General features: G+C 71.1%; 12 protein-coding genes. 5 read left to right on the forward strand and 7 right to left on the reverse strand.

Going from position 1 to position 13,412, the window contains the following annotated elements:
- Positions 1–30: 30 nt before the first annotated feature.
- Together BKI49_RS05790 and BKI49_RS05795 are read right to left on the reverse strand one after the other, a co-directional pair.
- Positions 31–525 (reverse strand): RNA polymerase sigma factor, encoded by a 495-nt coding sequence (locus BKI49_RS05790; RefSeq protein ID WP_095933097.1) that lies wholly within the window; start codon positions 523–525, stop codon positions 31–33.
- Positions 526–599: 74 nt separating this feature from the next.
- Complete coding sequence (locus BKI49_RS05795) at positions 600–1,763, reverse strand: glycerophosphodiester phosphodiesterase (RefSeq protein WP_095933098.1); 1,164 nt, start codon at positions 1,761–1,763, stop codon at positions 600–602.
- Between the two features lie 409 nt (positions 1,764–2,172).
- Between BKI49_RS05795 and BKI49_RS05800 the strand changes: the two genes are divergently transcribed.
- A complete protein-coding gene (locus BKI49_RS05800) occupies positions 2,173–2,844 on the forward strand; it encodes a lysophospholipid acyltransferase family protein (RefSeq protein ID WP_095933099.1) in 672 nt (223 codons plus the stop codon).
- A gap of 80 nt (positions 2,845–2,924) precedes the next feature.
- Here BKI49_RS05800 and BKI49_RS05805 read toward each other — a convergent pair whose 3' ends face one another.
- From BKI49_RS05805 to BKI49_RS05825, 5 genes are all read right to left on the reverse strand, one after another.
- Entirely contained in the window at positions 2,925–4,442 is a 1,518-nt protein-coding gene (locus BKI49_RS05805) for an MFS transporter (RefSeq protein ID WP_095933100.1), read from the reverse strand.
- Complete coding sequence (locus BKI49_RS05810) at positions 4,439–4,990, reverse strand: TetR/AcrR family transcriptional regulator (RefSeq protein ID WP_028801537.1); 552 nt, start codon at positions 4,988–4,990, stop codon at positions 4,439–4,441. Before BKI49_RS05810 ends, BKI49_RS05805 begins: the two co-directional genes overlap by 4 nt.
- Before the next feature lie 86 nt (positions 4,991–5,076).
- The gene (locus BKI49_RS05815; protein ID WP_095933102.1) at positions 5,077–6,048 is read right to left on the reverse strand and encodes an aldo/keto reductase; all 972 of its coding nucleotides are present in this window, start codon (positions 6,046–6,048) and stop codon (positions 5,077–5,079) included.
- Between the two features lie 389 nt (positions 6,049–6,437).
- Positions 6,438–7,877, reverse strand: a complete 1,440-nt coding sequence (gene argH, locus BKI49_RS05820) for an argininosuccinate lyase (protein WP_095933103.1) — start codon at positions 7,875–7,877, stop codon at positions 6,438–6,440.
- A gap of 109 nt (positions 7,878–7,986) precedes the next feature.
- On the reverse strand, positions 7,987–9,180 hold the full coding sequence (locus BKI49_RS05825) for an argininosuccinate synthase (RefSeq protein ID WP_095933104.1): 1,194 nt from the start codon (positions 9,178–9,180) through the stop codon (positions 7,987–7,989).
- A gap of 442 nt (positions 9,181–9,622) precedes the next feature.
- Here BKI49_RS05825 and BKI49_RS05830 point away from each other — a divergent pair, with 442 nt between their 5' ends.
- From BKI49_RS05830 to BKI49_RS05845, 4 genes are all read left to right on the forward strand, one after another.
- Complete coding sequence (locus tag BKI49_RS05830; protein WP_095933105.1) at positions 9,623–10,468, forward strand: hypothetical protein; 846 nt, start codon at positions 9,623–9,625, stop codon at positions 10,466–10,468.
- A 111-nt stretch (positions 10,469–10,579) separates the two neighbouring features.
- Positions 10,580–11,167 (forward strand): pyridoxamine 5'-phosphate oxidase family protein, encoded by a 588-nt coding sequence (locus BKI49_RS05835; protein WP_095933106.1) that lies wholly within the window; start codon positions 10,580–10,582, stop codon positions 11,165–11,167.
- A gap of 3 nt (positions 11,168–11,170) precedes the next feature.
- Positions 11,171–11,860 (forward strand): L,D-transpeptidase family protein, encoded by a 690-nt coding sequence (locus BKI49_RS05840; protein WP_095933107.1) that lies wholly within the window; start codon positions 11,171–11,173, stop codon positions 11,858–11,860.
- Positions 11,861–12,066: 206 nt separating this feature from the next.
- Positions 12,067–13,404, forward strand: a complete 1,338-nt coding sequence (locus BKI49_RS05845) for a ferredoxin reductase family protein (RefSeq protein ID WP_095933154.1) — start codon at positions 12,067–12,069, stop codon at positions 13,402–13,404.
- The last annotated feature ends 8 nt before the right edge of the window (positions 13,405–13,412 follow it).

Genomic DNA, 13,412 nt, shown 5'->3' on the forward strand with positions numbered 1-13,412 from the left:
GCCGGTAGTCCCTCACTCCTATCCCCGCCGTCAGCGAGCCGCAACCTCCACCGTCAGCAATCGCCGCAGACATCCCAGGCATCTGGAACGTTCCGGGCCCAGACTGCCCTGTGAGATACCCAACTCCCCCGCGATCTCCCGGTATGTGAGGTCTTTCGGCGAGAGCAGCGCCGCCATGAGGCTCGGGCAGCGGCCCGGCAGTCGGCGCACGGCGTCGTGCAGCACGCGCCGCCGTTCGGACGTCATCGCCTGCTGTTCGGGCCCGGGCCCGCCGAGGTCCGCGGGCTCGGCGGCGAAGGGCTGCTCGACACGGGCGGTGCGACGGCTGCGACGGGCCTCGGAGCGCACGGCGCGGCGCAGCCAGCCCTGCGGGTCCTCGGGCGGACCGCCCGCGTCGAGGCGCTCCAGCAGGCGGAGCCAGACGGCCTGTTCGAGGTCTCCCTGCTCGGCGCCGGAGGCGTACGCCTCGGCCGAGGCCTCGGCGACGAGGAGCGGGCGCAGGGTGGAAACCATCTCGTGGGTCATGTGCGGCACGACGCGGCCGCCCCGGCGTCAGGTTGCCGGGGCGGCCGTCTGTCACCCCATCCGGGGTCGCCGGGTCATCCGTTGACGAAGTCGGCGCGGGCCAGCAGCGCGGTGTCCGCGTTGTCGGAGAAGACGCCGTCGATGCCCGTCGCGAAGTACGTCTTGAAGGCACCGAACGCGTCGCCGTAGGCGGTCGGGTCGGTGCCCTTCCGGAAGTTCGCGGGGAGGAAGGGGTTCTCGTTGCGCATGGTGTAGGGGTGCAGGATCAGGCCCGCCTTGTGCGCGTCGGCGACGAGCGTGGTCGGCGTGGTGAGGTTGCCGCTCGCGTCCTTGGGGATGACCAGGTCGAGCGTGGGGCCGATGCCCTGCGCGTACGAGGCGATCCACGTCAGGCCCTCGGGCTTGACCAGGTCGGCGACCGTGCGCGGGTCGCCCGCCTCGACGAAGTCCCAGGGGCGGCTGCTCGCGCCGGACAGCAGCACGACGAGCGGGTTGTCGACCAGCTTGTTCAGCCGCTGCATGCTGCTCGGCTCGAAGGACTGGAGGATGACCGGCGCGTTCTTCCCGTCCTTGCCGTACTTGCGCAGCAGCTTGGCGACCCGCTCCTCCAGCCCGAGGCCGAGCTTGCGGAAGTAGGTGGGGTGCTTGGTCTCGGGGTAGATCCAGACCTGCTTGCCGCGCTTACGGGTCTGCTCGTCCTGCCAGCGGAGCACCTCCTCGAAGGTCGGTATCTCCCAGCGGCCGTCGTAGAGCGTGTTGTGCGGACGGTTGGCGGGGATGCGCTCGACGGCCCGCAGCGTCTTCAGCTCGGCGAGGGTGAAGTCCTCGGTGAACCAGCCGGTGGTGGCGACGCCGTCGAGCGTCTTCGTGGTCTTGCGGTCGGCGAACTCGGGGTGTGCCGCGACGTCCGTGGTCCCGCCGATCTCCGGTTCGTGCCGGCACACGAGGTGGCCGTCCTTGGTGGGCACCAGGTCGCCCGCCTCGACGACGTCGGCGCCCATGTCGAGGGCCAGCTGGTACGAGCCGAAGGTGTGCTCCGGTCGATAACCACTCGCCCCGCGATGTCCGATGACGGTCGGTTTGGGCAGGCTCCGGTAGCCGCCCGAGCCCTGCCGCCCGTCCGCTCTCGCCGTACCCGTCGCGCCGAGGACGGCTCCGCCCGCCCCGAGCACCGCCGCACCGAGCAGCGCGCGCCGCGCCGTACCCCGTCCCTGTCCGTCCGACTCCTGCGCCACCATGAGCGCTCCTCCCGCTGTAGGGCCCCGCCTGTCGAAAACGGGACGATCGTAGGTGCCACGGTGTGACCGGAGGGAGGCCTGCGGTCGAACACGTGGGTGACCCTGGATGTCGTACGGGATGCGGAAGATGACGGTCCGTCGGCTTCACGGCGGCAGCGGTGGGTAGGCGGGAAGGGAGTGGCGGACGACGGCCGACCGCGACACGTTCACTCGTTCGCCGCCGCGACGCGCGATGTCCGTCACATCGTGTCGACGGCGTGACAGCCGCCCGCTGAGGCGGCACCGCAGGTAAACAGGCGTCAACAGTGCGTATCCACTCGGTGAACCCGATGTGCAATCACCGGGGGGCCGCGAGTATCGTCCTCACCTGCACAGACTTCATACCGATCCCTTGACACCGGAGGGCCCGTTGTCCCGCTTCGCGCTCATCAAGGCAGTGCTCGGACCGATCATGCGCCTGATGTTCCGCCCACGGGTGGAAGGCGTGGAGAACATCCCGGGCGACGGCCCGGTGATCCTGGCCGGCAACCACCTCACGTTCATCGACTCGATGATCATGCCGCTGTTCTGCGACCGTCAGGTCTTCTTCATCGGCAAGGACGAGTACGTCACCGGCAAGGGCGTCAAGGGCAAGGTGATGGCCTGGTTCTTCACCGGCGTCGGCATGATCCCGGTCGACCGGGACGGCGGCCGCGGCGGTGTCGCGGCGCTGATGACCGGCCGCCGGGTGCTGGAGGAGGGCAAGGTCTTCAGCATCTACCCGGAGGGCACCCGCTCCCCCGACGGCCGCCTCTACCGGGGGCGCACGGGCATCGCCCGTCTGACCCTGATGACCGGTGCCCCCGTCGTTCCCTTCGCCATCATCGGCACCGACAAGATCCAGCCGGGCGGCGCCGGCATCCCGCGCCCGGGACGGGTCACGGTCCGCTTCGGCGAGGCCATGGAGTTCTCCCGGTACGAGGGCATGGACCGCGACCGCTACGTCCTGCGGGCGGTGACCGACTCCGTGATGGCCGAGGTCATGCGACTGTCCGGCCAGGAGTACGTGGACATGTACGCCACGAAGGCGAAGGCCGCCTGACGCCTCGCACGAGGCACCGCGATTCTCACGGGTGAGCCCCGGCCGGCAGTCGCCGGCCGGGGCTCACCCGTTCCGTACCGTCACGCCTCCAGCTTCTGCCCGCGCAGCAGGAACCACGCGGCCACCGCCGTGGCGAGCAGCACCAGCGCTCCGGCGCCCGCCGCGATCGCGAGGCCGTCGACGAACGCGGTACGGGCCGAGTCCATCAGTGCCGCCGCGGTGTCGGCGGGCAGCTCCGCGGCCGACTCGACGGCGCCGCCGAGCGATTCGTGAGCCGCGGCCGGTGTGCCCGCGGGGCCCGCGAAGCCGGCGTAGACGCCCGTCACGATGGAGCCGAGCAGGGCGATGCCCAGTGCGGCGCCGAGCTCGTACGCCGTCTCGGAGACCGCGGAGGCGGCACCCGCCTCCTCCTTCGGGACGCTGGAGAGGATCACGTCGGCGGTGACGGTGAAGGAGAAGCCCGCACCGACGCCGACCACCAGCAGGGCGGCGCCCAGCAGCGGATAGCCGGTCGACTGGCTCAGCAGGGTCAGCGAGCCCAGCGCCAGGCCCACCGCGGCGAGACCGCCGGAGACCACCGCGCGCACCGAGAAGCGCCGGGCGACGCTGCCCGCGACCAGACCGGCCGCGACCGCGCCCACGGCGGCCGGGATCTCGGCGAGCCCGGCCTCGAACGGCCCCCTGCCCTGCACGAGTTGCAGGTACTGGGAGAGGAAGAAGACGAGCCCGGACATGCCGAGGACGGTCAGCAGGTCGGCGAGCACGGCTCCCGAGAAGCCGCGGTTGCGGAACAGCCTGACGTCCAGCAGCGGTGCGGGCAGCGTGAGCTGGCGGCGCACGAACCAGTAGAGGGCGGCGGCGCCCAGCAGGCCCGCGCCGGCCGACTCCGGGGAGAGCCCGTGCGCGGCGGCCTCCTTGACGGCGTAGACGACGCCGATCACGCCGACCAGCGAGAGGACGACGCTGGACAGGTCCCAGGGCCCGTGGTCCGCGTTCCTCGACTCGGGCAGCAGCTTGCTGCCGACCAGGACGAGGACGACCATCACCGGCAGGTTGATGAGGAAGACGGAGCCCCACCAGAAGTGTTCGAGCAGGAACCCGCCGACGACGGGGCCGACCGCCGTACCGGCGGAGGCCGTCGCGCCCCAGATGCCGACGGCGAGGCTGCGCTCGCGCGGGTCGTGGAACAGGTTGCGGATCAGGGCCAGCGTGGCGGGCATCAGAGTCGCGCCCGCGACACCGAGGAGCGCCCGCGCCAGGATCATCATCTCCGGTGTCGTGGCGTAGGCGTTGAGCACCGATATCAGGCCGAACACCGTGGCACCGACGAGCAGCAGCCTCTTGCGGCCGATGCGGTCGCCGAGGCTGCCCATGGAGACGAGCAGTCCGGCGATGACGAAGGAGTAGACGTCGCCGATCCACAGGAGCTGGGTGCCCGAGGGCCTCAGGTCCTCGCTGATGTACGGGGTGGCCAGGCCGAGGACGGTCGCGTCGACGGCCACCAGCAGCACGGCCAGGACGAGGACGCAGAGCGCGAGCCAGCGGCCCGGACGCTTCTCCGCCTCCGCCGTGAACGCCGGCTGCAGGGTGCTGGTCATGGTTCCTCTCTCCGTAGTGCGCCGCCGAGCAGCAGCTCGGCGATCATGTGGTGGAAGTCCTTGGCGGCGACTCGGCCCTCGGCCACGGCCCAGGCCGCCGAGGCCATGAGTCCGTAGAGCGCCTCGGTGAGCCAGGCCGGGGTGAGGTCGATGCGGAACTCGCCGCTGTCCTGGCCGCGCCGGAACAGCGCGGCGATACGGGCGTCGAGCCGGGCCCAGCCCTCGTTCTGTCCGTCGCCCTCGAAGAGCTGGTTCTCGGTGTAGAGGAAGGCGAGCAGGCCTGCCGCCGTCTCGAGCTCCTTGACCAGGCGGCTCACGGCCTCCTGAGCGGTGCCCTCGTCGAGGCGCGCGGCGTCCAGGGCCGCCTCGCACTCGGCGATGCCGAGCGACTCCAGCGCGCGCACGAGCGCGTCCCGGCCCGCGAACTGGCGGTGCAGGGTGGCCCGGCTGATCCCGGCCGCCTTGGCGACCTCGTCCATGGTGGCGGTGGATTTGCGGGTGAGCAGGGCGGCTGCGCTGCGCAGCACGTGTTCACGGTCGACGGCCATGAGACAAAGATAGCGCACATGAGACATGAATGTCTCATTGAATATACGAGCGTCTCACCGATACGTGCGGGTGGGACGCCTGTCGCTCAGTGCCAGGGCAGCCGGCCGCGCCGCTCCCAGTAGGCCTGCGGGCCCTCGACGAGGCCGTCGAGGCGGGCGAGCTGGTCGTCGTCGAGGTCGACGACCGCGGCGTGCAGGTTCGACGCGAGCTGGTTCGCGGTGACCGCGCCGGAGAGGACGACCCCGGCCCAGGGCTGCCGCAGGACCCAGGCGAGGGCGACGGCGTCCGTGCCCAGGGAGGCCTCGGCGGCGACGGCCTTCAGCTCCTCCGGCGCGTTCGGGTCGGCCAGCCGGCCGTTCCCCAGGCCCTCCTTGACGATCACCGTCAGCCCCGCGTCGTGGGCCTCGGCGAGCGCGGGGGCGGCGGAGGTCTCCAGCATGTTGTACGTCGACTGGACGGTACGGAAGAGGGGCTCGCCTTCGACCGTCACGGCGAGCGCGGCGCGGACGGCGTCCGCCTGGGCGGGCCCGCTGGTGGAGAAACCGACGGTGATGCCCGCCGCGGCGGCCTCGGCCAGCCTGGCGTGCAGTTCCTTGTCGGTGAGGGCCGGACTGTCCGGGGTCACCGAATGGATCTGGTAGAGGTCGAGCCGGTCGCCGAGCAGCTCGGCGGTCTCCGCGCGCTGGCGCTCGTACGTCGCCGCGCTGTGGTCCTTCACCTCGTGGTGCTCGGCCTCGATGGTCCAGCCCGCCGTGTAGGTGTAGCCCCATTTGCTGCCGACCACCACGTCGTCGATGTCCGGCCGTTCGTTCAGCCACTCGGCGAGGAACTCCTCCGAACGGCCGTAGGAGCGGGCGACGTCGAAATAGCGCACGCCCTGCGCGTAGGCGGCGTCGAGGAGCTCGTGGGTGCGGGCGCGCAGGACGTTGACGCTGCGCACGGAGGGCAGGTCGGCCTCGCGGCCGAGGTTGATGTAGCCGGGGCGGCCCACGGCGGCGAGCCCCAGACCGATATGGCAGGTGGGAGTCGTCGCAATGGCGAGACGGGCGAAGGGCATCGCTGGCTCCGTTTCGGTCGGCTCCGGTACGGCTCATGACCAACGTAACCGCGATGACGGTGCTTCACGCGTGGGTCGGGCCCGCGAATGCCGTGCGGCCGCCCCGCGACGGCGCGCGGTGGGCGCCCGCTCCGCGGTGGGCACGCGCGCGGTCCGCGGTGGGCACGCGCGCGGTCCGCGGTGGGTACGCGCGCGGTCCGCGACCGGCGCACGCGCACGGGGTCACCAAACGGGGGTCGCCGAAGGGAACATCTCGTGCGGCCCGCGAACACCCGTACGGGGTCCGGCGAACGGCATCCGCGCGTGGTGTCCACGAACACCCGTACGAGGCAATGCGAACGGCACGCGCGCGTGGGCCCCGTGAACCCCACGCGCGCGTGCCGACCGTCTCAGCCCTGCTTCGCGTCCTTCGCCGTGGCCCACGCGTGCTGGGCCGCCACGTCCGCCTTGACCTCGGCGAGCTGGACGGCGACCGCCTCGGGTGCCGTACCGCCGCGGCCGTTGCGGGAGGCGAGGGCGCCCGGCACGTTCAGGACGGAGCGCACCTCGGGGGTGAGGTGGGCGGAGATCTTCGCGAACTGCTCGTCGGTCAGGCCGTCCAGCTCCTTGCCCTCGGCCTCGGCGACCTTCACGCACTCGCCGGCGACCTCGTGCGCGACCCGGAAGGGCACGCCCTGCTTGACCAGCCACTCGGCGATGTCGGTGGCGAGCGAGAAGCCGGCCGGGGCCAGCTCCTCCATGCGCTCGCGGTGGACGGTGAGCGTGGCCATCATGCCGGTGAAGGCGGGGAGCAGGACCTCCAGCTGGTCGCAGGAGTCGAAGACCGGCTCCTTGTCCTCCTGGAGGTCGCGGTTGTACGCGAGCGGAAGGGCCTTGAGGGTCGCCATCAGGCCGGTCAGATTGCCGATCAGACGGCCCGACTTGCCGCGCGCCAGCTCGGCGATGTCCGGGTTCTTCTTCTGCGGCATGATCGACGAGCCGGTCGAGAACGCGTCGTGGAGGGTGACGAAGGAGAACTCCTTCGTGTTCCAGATGATGACCTCCTCGGCGATCCGGGAGAGGTTCACGCCGATCATCGCGGTGATGAACGCGAACTCCGCCACGAAGTCGCGGGAGGCCGTGCCGTCGATGGAGTTGGCGGCGCTGCCGTGCTCGAAGCCGAGATCCTTCGCCACCGCCTCCGGGTCCAGGCCGAGGGAGGAACCGGCCAGGGCGCCCGAGCCGTAGGGCGACACGGCCGTCCGCTCGTCCCACTGGCGCAGCCGCTCCGCGTCCCGGGAGAGGGACTGGACGTGGGCGAGGACGTGGTGCGCGAAGAGGACCGGCTGGGCGTGCTGGAGGTGGGTGCGGCCGGGCATGGCCACGTCCGGGTGGGCCTCCGCCAGGCCGACCAGCGCGTCCTGGAGCTCGGCGACGAGTCCGCCGATGATCCGGGCGTGGTCGCGCAGATACATGCGGAAGAGGGTCGCGACCTGGTCGTTGCGGGAGCGGCCGGCGCGCAGCTTGCCGCCGAGGTCGGGGCCGAGGCGCTCCAGCAGACCGCGCTCCAGGGCGGTGTGCACGTCCTCGTCGGCGACGGTGCCGACGAAGGAGCCGTCGGCGACGTCGGCCTCCAGCCGGTCGAGCCCCGCGATCATGCGTGTGAGCTCGTCCTCGGTGAGCAGGCCGGCCTGGTTCAGCACGCGCGCGTGGGCACGCGAACCGGCGATGTCGTACGGCGCGAGACGCCAGTCGAAGTGGACCGACGCGGACAGCTTGGCCAGGGCCTCGGCGGGACCGTCGGCGAAACGGCCGCCCCAGAGCCGTACGTCACCGCTGTTGCTGCTCACTTGCGTTGCTCCTAGGAAGGTCTGGATGTGCCGCCGCCTCCCCACCCAGGAGTGAGGAGGCGGTTGTCAGGCTAGTGCGTGTGAGGTGTCTCGCAGGCCGTGCCGGGCCCTAGCCGAGGTCCCGCTTCGCAGCGATCTTCGACGACAGGCTGTAGATGTCGATGAAGCCCTTGGCCGCGGCCTGGTCGAAGGTGTCGCCCGTGTCGTACGTCGCGAGGTTGAAGTCGTAGAGCGACGACTCGGAACGCCGGCCGGTGACGACGGCGCGACCGCCGTGCAGGGTCATCCGGACGTCGCCGTTGACGTGCTGGTTGGCCTCGTCGATGAAGCCGTCCAGGGCGCGCTTGAGCGGGGAGAACCACTGGCCGTCGTAGACCAGTTCGCCCCAGCGCTGCTCGACCTGCCGCTTGTAGCGGGCCAGTTCGCGCTCGACGGTGACGTTCTCCAGCTCCTGGTGGGCGGTGATCAGGGCGATCGCGCCCGGAGCCTCGTACACCTCACGGGACTTGATGCCCACGAGCCGGTCCTCGACCATGTCGATCCGGCCGATGCCCTGGGCGCCGGCGCGCTCGTTGAGCTGCTGGATGGCCTGCAGGACGCTGACGGCCTTGCCATCGATGGCGACCGGGACGCCGTGCTTGAAGGTGATGATCACCTCGTCGGCCTCGCGGACCTCGGCCGGGTTCGAGGTGTACTCGTAGATGTCCTCGATCGGCGCGTTCCAGATGTCCTCCAGGAAGCCCGTCTCGACGGCACGCCCGAAGACGTTCTGGTCGATGGAGTACGGGGACTTCTTGGTGGTGGCGATCGGGAGCTGCTTCTCCTCGCAGAAGGCGATCGCCTTGTCCCGGGTCATCGCGTAGTCACGGACCGGGGCGATGCACTTGAGGTCGGGGGCGAGGGCGACGATGCCGGCCTCGAAGCGGACCTGGTCGTTGCCCTTGCCGGTGCAGCCGTGGGCGACCGTGCTGGCGCCGTGCTTCTGGGCGGCGGCGACCAGGTGCTTGACGATGGTCGGCCGCGACAGGGCGGAGACCAGCGGGTAGCGGTCCATGTAGAGGGCGTTGGCCTTGATCGCCGGGAGGCAGTACTCGTCGGCGAACTCGTCCTTGGCGTCGGCGACCTCGGCCTCGACGGCACCGCAGGCGAGCGCGCGCTTGCGGATGACGTCCAGGTCCTCGCCGCCCTGGCCGACGTCCACGGCAACGGCGATGACCTCGGCGCCCGTCTCCTCGGCGATCCAGCCGATGGCGACGGAGGTGTCCAGGCCGCCCGAGTAGGCGAGTACGACGCGCTCGGTCACGGGTTTCTCCTCACAGTGCATTCGCTGACATGCATGAGTATGCAGGAGTCTGCATGGTTCGTCAATTCGGGTGGGCCGGGTCCGCCGGACCGGACGACAGGAGCGACCCGCCAGGGATGACGGAAGGCCAGGTCAGGCGGTCATGTGCGGGCCGACGGCCCCACGGCGAGGGCACGGCGGGATGCGCCGCACGAGTGACGGCTCGGACGCGTCGGACCCGCCGCCCGGGCACCGGCTCGACGGCCGGGCGGGTGTCCGCGGACCCATCGGATCGAGATTTCGACCGGCGTCTGAACGGTGGAACGCGCTTTCCCGTACCTCCCCCCGGACGCAGGCGCCGCGTCCGTGCACCCCGGAACGACCAGGACCGACCGAGGACCGAACAGACCGACCGGACGACCGCCGGACGGTCCCCCACCCCCGACCAGAGTGAGGCTTCCGCATGTCCAGGGCTCTTCCGAAGTACCACAGGCGCCGCGTGGCGCTGATCGGCGGCGCGTCCGCCGTGGTGTTGTCCGGAGCGGTGATCGCCGGCTCCGCGCTCGCCGGGGAGACACCCGGCAGCGGCGCGCGGAACGCCACGACGAAGGCGGCGGCCGCGGGCACGGTGAACTGCCCGGCGGTCGCGCCGAGCCTGCCCGCCGTTCCCGCCTCCGCGAAGACAGAGGTCGATCGCAACCTGACCCTGCTCGACACCCAGATCTCCGAAGCGAACAAACGACTCGTCGACACCGCGGGCCAAGGCGGACCCAACTTCGTCCAGAACGCGATCCTCGGCCCCCTCAAGGACAAACGCGTCGCCACCATCAACCGCATCGCCACAGCCATCGGACGCACCACCGCCAAGCCGCAAGGTCTGGACTCCCTCGCGCCCTGCACGCTCGACGCGAGCGGCGGCGCGGCCGGCACGGCGCCGGCCGGGGGTGCGACCGCCACGGCGCCCGCACAGTCGGCCGGCGCCACCGGCAACGCGGGCGACGCGGGTGGCTCCGCCGCCGGGACCATCGACTGCCCGGCGGTCGCGCCGAGCCTGCCCGCCGTTCCCGCCTCCGCGAAGGCCGAGGTCGACCGCAACCTGACCCTGCTCGACACCCAGATCTCCGAAGCGAACAAACGACTCGTCGACACCGCGGGCCAAGGCGGACCCAACTTCGTCCAGAACGCGATCCTCGGCCCCCTCAAGGACAAACGCGTCGCCACCATCAACCGCATCGCCACAGCCATCGGACGCACCACCGCCAAGCCGCAAGGTCTGGACTCCCTCGCGCCCTGCACGCTCACGAAGTGACGTGACAGGCACCGTGGCCGCCCCGCGGAGCGCCGGCCGAGGCGGCCACGGACCATCGGAACGCACAATTCCCTTAGACAGACGAAAGACTTTCCCCGATAATCGTTAGACATGGGAAAGACCTATGAGCGCATAGACGGCCGCCTGCGCAGCTTCATCGAGGCGCAGCCCCTCTTCTTCACCGCGACCGCGCCCCTGTCCGGGGACGGCACGATCAATCTCTCCCCCAAGGGACTCAGCGGGTCGTTCACCGTCCTCGACGAGCTCACCGTGGCCTATCTGGACTTCGCGGGCAGCAACGCCGAGACCATCGCGCACCTGCGCGAGAACGGCCGTATCACCCTCATGTGGTGTGCCTTCCAGGGGCCGCCGAACATCGTCCGGGTGCACGGCCACGGCGAACCGGTCTTCCGCGACGACCCGCGCTTCGGCGAACTGCTCGGGCACTTCCCGGACATCGACCCGGCCTCGCACGGCCTGCGCGCGATCATCGTGGTGAGCGCCGAGCTCGTCCGGGACACCTGCGGCTACGCGGTGCCCTTCATGGCGTACGAGTCGGACCGCGATCTGCACGGGAAGCGCTTCGCCCGCGAGGACGACGCCTCGCTGAGCGCGTACTTCACCAAGAAGGAGCACATCGCGAACAGCATGGACGGCCTTCCCGGACTGCCGTTGCCGCTGCCGCCCAGTACGTTCTGAATCATGCGCCTCGGAGCCGTCGCCCTCGCGTCCGTGTCCCTCCTCGCCATGGCTCCGGGCGGTCCGCCGCTCCTGCCCGAGCGGATGGCGGACACGGGCGGCGGCACCCAGCTGATCACCGCCGAGGCGTCCCGCGCCGACGCCACGTCGGGCACGCTCACCTGGTGGGACCTGCGCGACGGGCACTGGGTGAAGTCCGGTTCGGCGGCGGCCCGCTTCGGCGCGAAGGGGCTGGCCGAGGGCGGATCACGCCACCAGGGCACGAACACCACCCCCACGGGGCTGTACGACCTCCCCTACGCCTTCGGCATCGGGCCCGCGCCCGGCGGGACGCGGGCCTCGTACCGCCGGGTGCACCAGGACTCCTGGTGGTGCCAGGACAACGACTCCCGCTCGTACAACCGCTGGACCGAGCCCCGTCCCGCCGACTGCCGCGCCGCCGAGTCCGAGCACCTGATCGCGTACACGACGCAGTACGAGCACGCCTTCGTGATCGGCTTCAACTACGCGCGGCCCGTGCGCGGGCGCGGCGCCGGAATCTTTCTGCACGTCAACGGGCGCGGCGCGACGGCCGGTTGCGTGTCCGTGTCCCGGGAGGCGATGCGACGCGTGCTCGCGTGGGCCGATCCGGCGCGCGACCCGCACATCGCGATCGGAACGGCGGACGGCCCCACGGCGATCAGCAAGTACTAGCCCCGCCCGGCACGGGCACGGGTACCGGCACCGGCACCGGCGGCACGGAGCTCCGGTCGGCACGTCCTCGGCGGTCCGCTGAACACACAGCGGTCGTGGGCCGTATCTCTGGGCCAGGGAGCCACTCCCCTCGCCCCGTCCCCACGGACGCACACGGAGGAACCGTGTCCACGATCGCCGGTGGTCGCGCCGCGCGGCGCCAGACCATGCGCCGAATCCGCCCACGCCGCTCGCCCGCCGTCCCCTTGCTCGTCGCCGTCTGGGCGGGTGCGGCAGGAGTCGTCTGGCTGTGGTGGAACAACACCCCGTCCATCGCGGACGACAACAGCAGGATCCTCAACGCGGGCCGGATCACCGGGCTGCTCGCCGGCTATCTGATGGCACTGGTGGTGCTCCAGATGGCGCGGGTGCCCGCCCTGGAGCGGCGGGTGGGCTCGGACCGGGTCGCCCGCTGGCACGCCATGAGCGGCAGGTACACGATCTGCCTGGTCCTCGCCCACCTCTTCCTGACGATGTGGGGCTACGCCCTGCAGTCCGGCAAGGGGCTCGGCGGGATCGTGCAGCAGACGGTCGACTCCGTCAACCAGCTGCCCGACATGGGCAAGGCGGCGATCGGCACGGGCCTGCTGGTGCTCATCGCGTTCATCTCGATCGGCGGTGTCCGCCGCCTGATCCCGTACGACACCTGGTACCACGTCCACCTGCTGACGTACGCGGCCGTGTTCCTGACGTTCTGGCACCAGCTGTCCACCGGGAACGACTTCGCCGTCGAGCCGACCGCGAAGACCGTCTGGTACGGGCTGTACGGATCGGTGACCGCGCTCGTGCTCTGGTACCGGATCCTCGCGCCGATCCGCCTCAACCTGAAGCACCGGCTGCGGGTCGAGGCGGTGATCGAGGAGACGCCCGGGATCGTGTCGGTGCTGATCAGCGGCCGCAAGCTGCACCGGATGGGCGCGGAGGCGGGACAGTTCTTCCGCTGGCGCTTCCTGGCGCCCGGGATGCGGCTGAGTTCCCACCCGTACTCGCTGTCCGCGGCGCCCCGACCCACCATGCTGCGGATCACCGTGAAGGCGATCGGCGACCACAGCGAGGCGCTGCGCGACCTGGAGCCCGGCACCCGGGTGTGGGCCGAGGGCCCGTACGGGGCGCTGACGGCGTCCAGGCGCAGCCGCGGCAAGGTGCTCCTGGTGGCGGGCGGTGTCGGCATCACGCCGATGCGGGCGCTGTTCGAGACGCTGCCCGGCGCGTCCGGCGACCTGACGCTCCTGTACCGGGCCAACAGCACGCAGGACCTGGCCCTTTGGGACGAGCTGGCCGCCATCGCCAAGGAGCGCGGGGCCCGCCTGATGTACGCGGTGAACAGTCCCGAGGGTGAGCGTCCGGACATCTCGCCGGACAGCCTGCGCCGGAAACTGCCGGACATCGAGCGCCACGACGTGTTCCTGTGCGGGCCGCCCGGCTTCGCACAGCAGGTCTACGAAGCACTGCGCGGGGCGGGCGTTCCCGCCCGCCGCATCCATCACGAGTCGTTCGAGATGTGAGCGACGGG

This window comes from Streptomyces sp. Tue6028 (assembly GCF_002300165.1).
Taxonomy (GTDB): Bacteria; Actinomycetota; Actinomycetes; order Streptomycetales; family Streptomycetaceae; genus Streptomyces; species Streptomyces siamensis.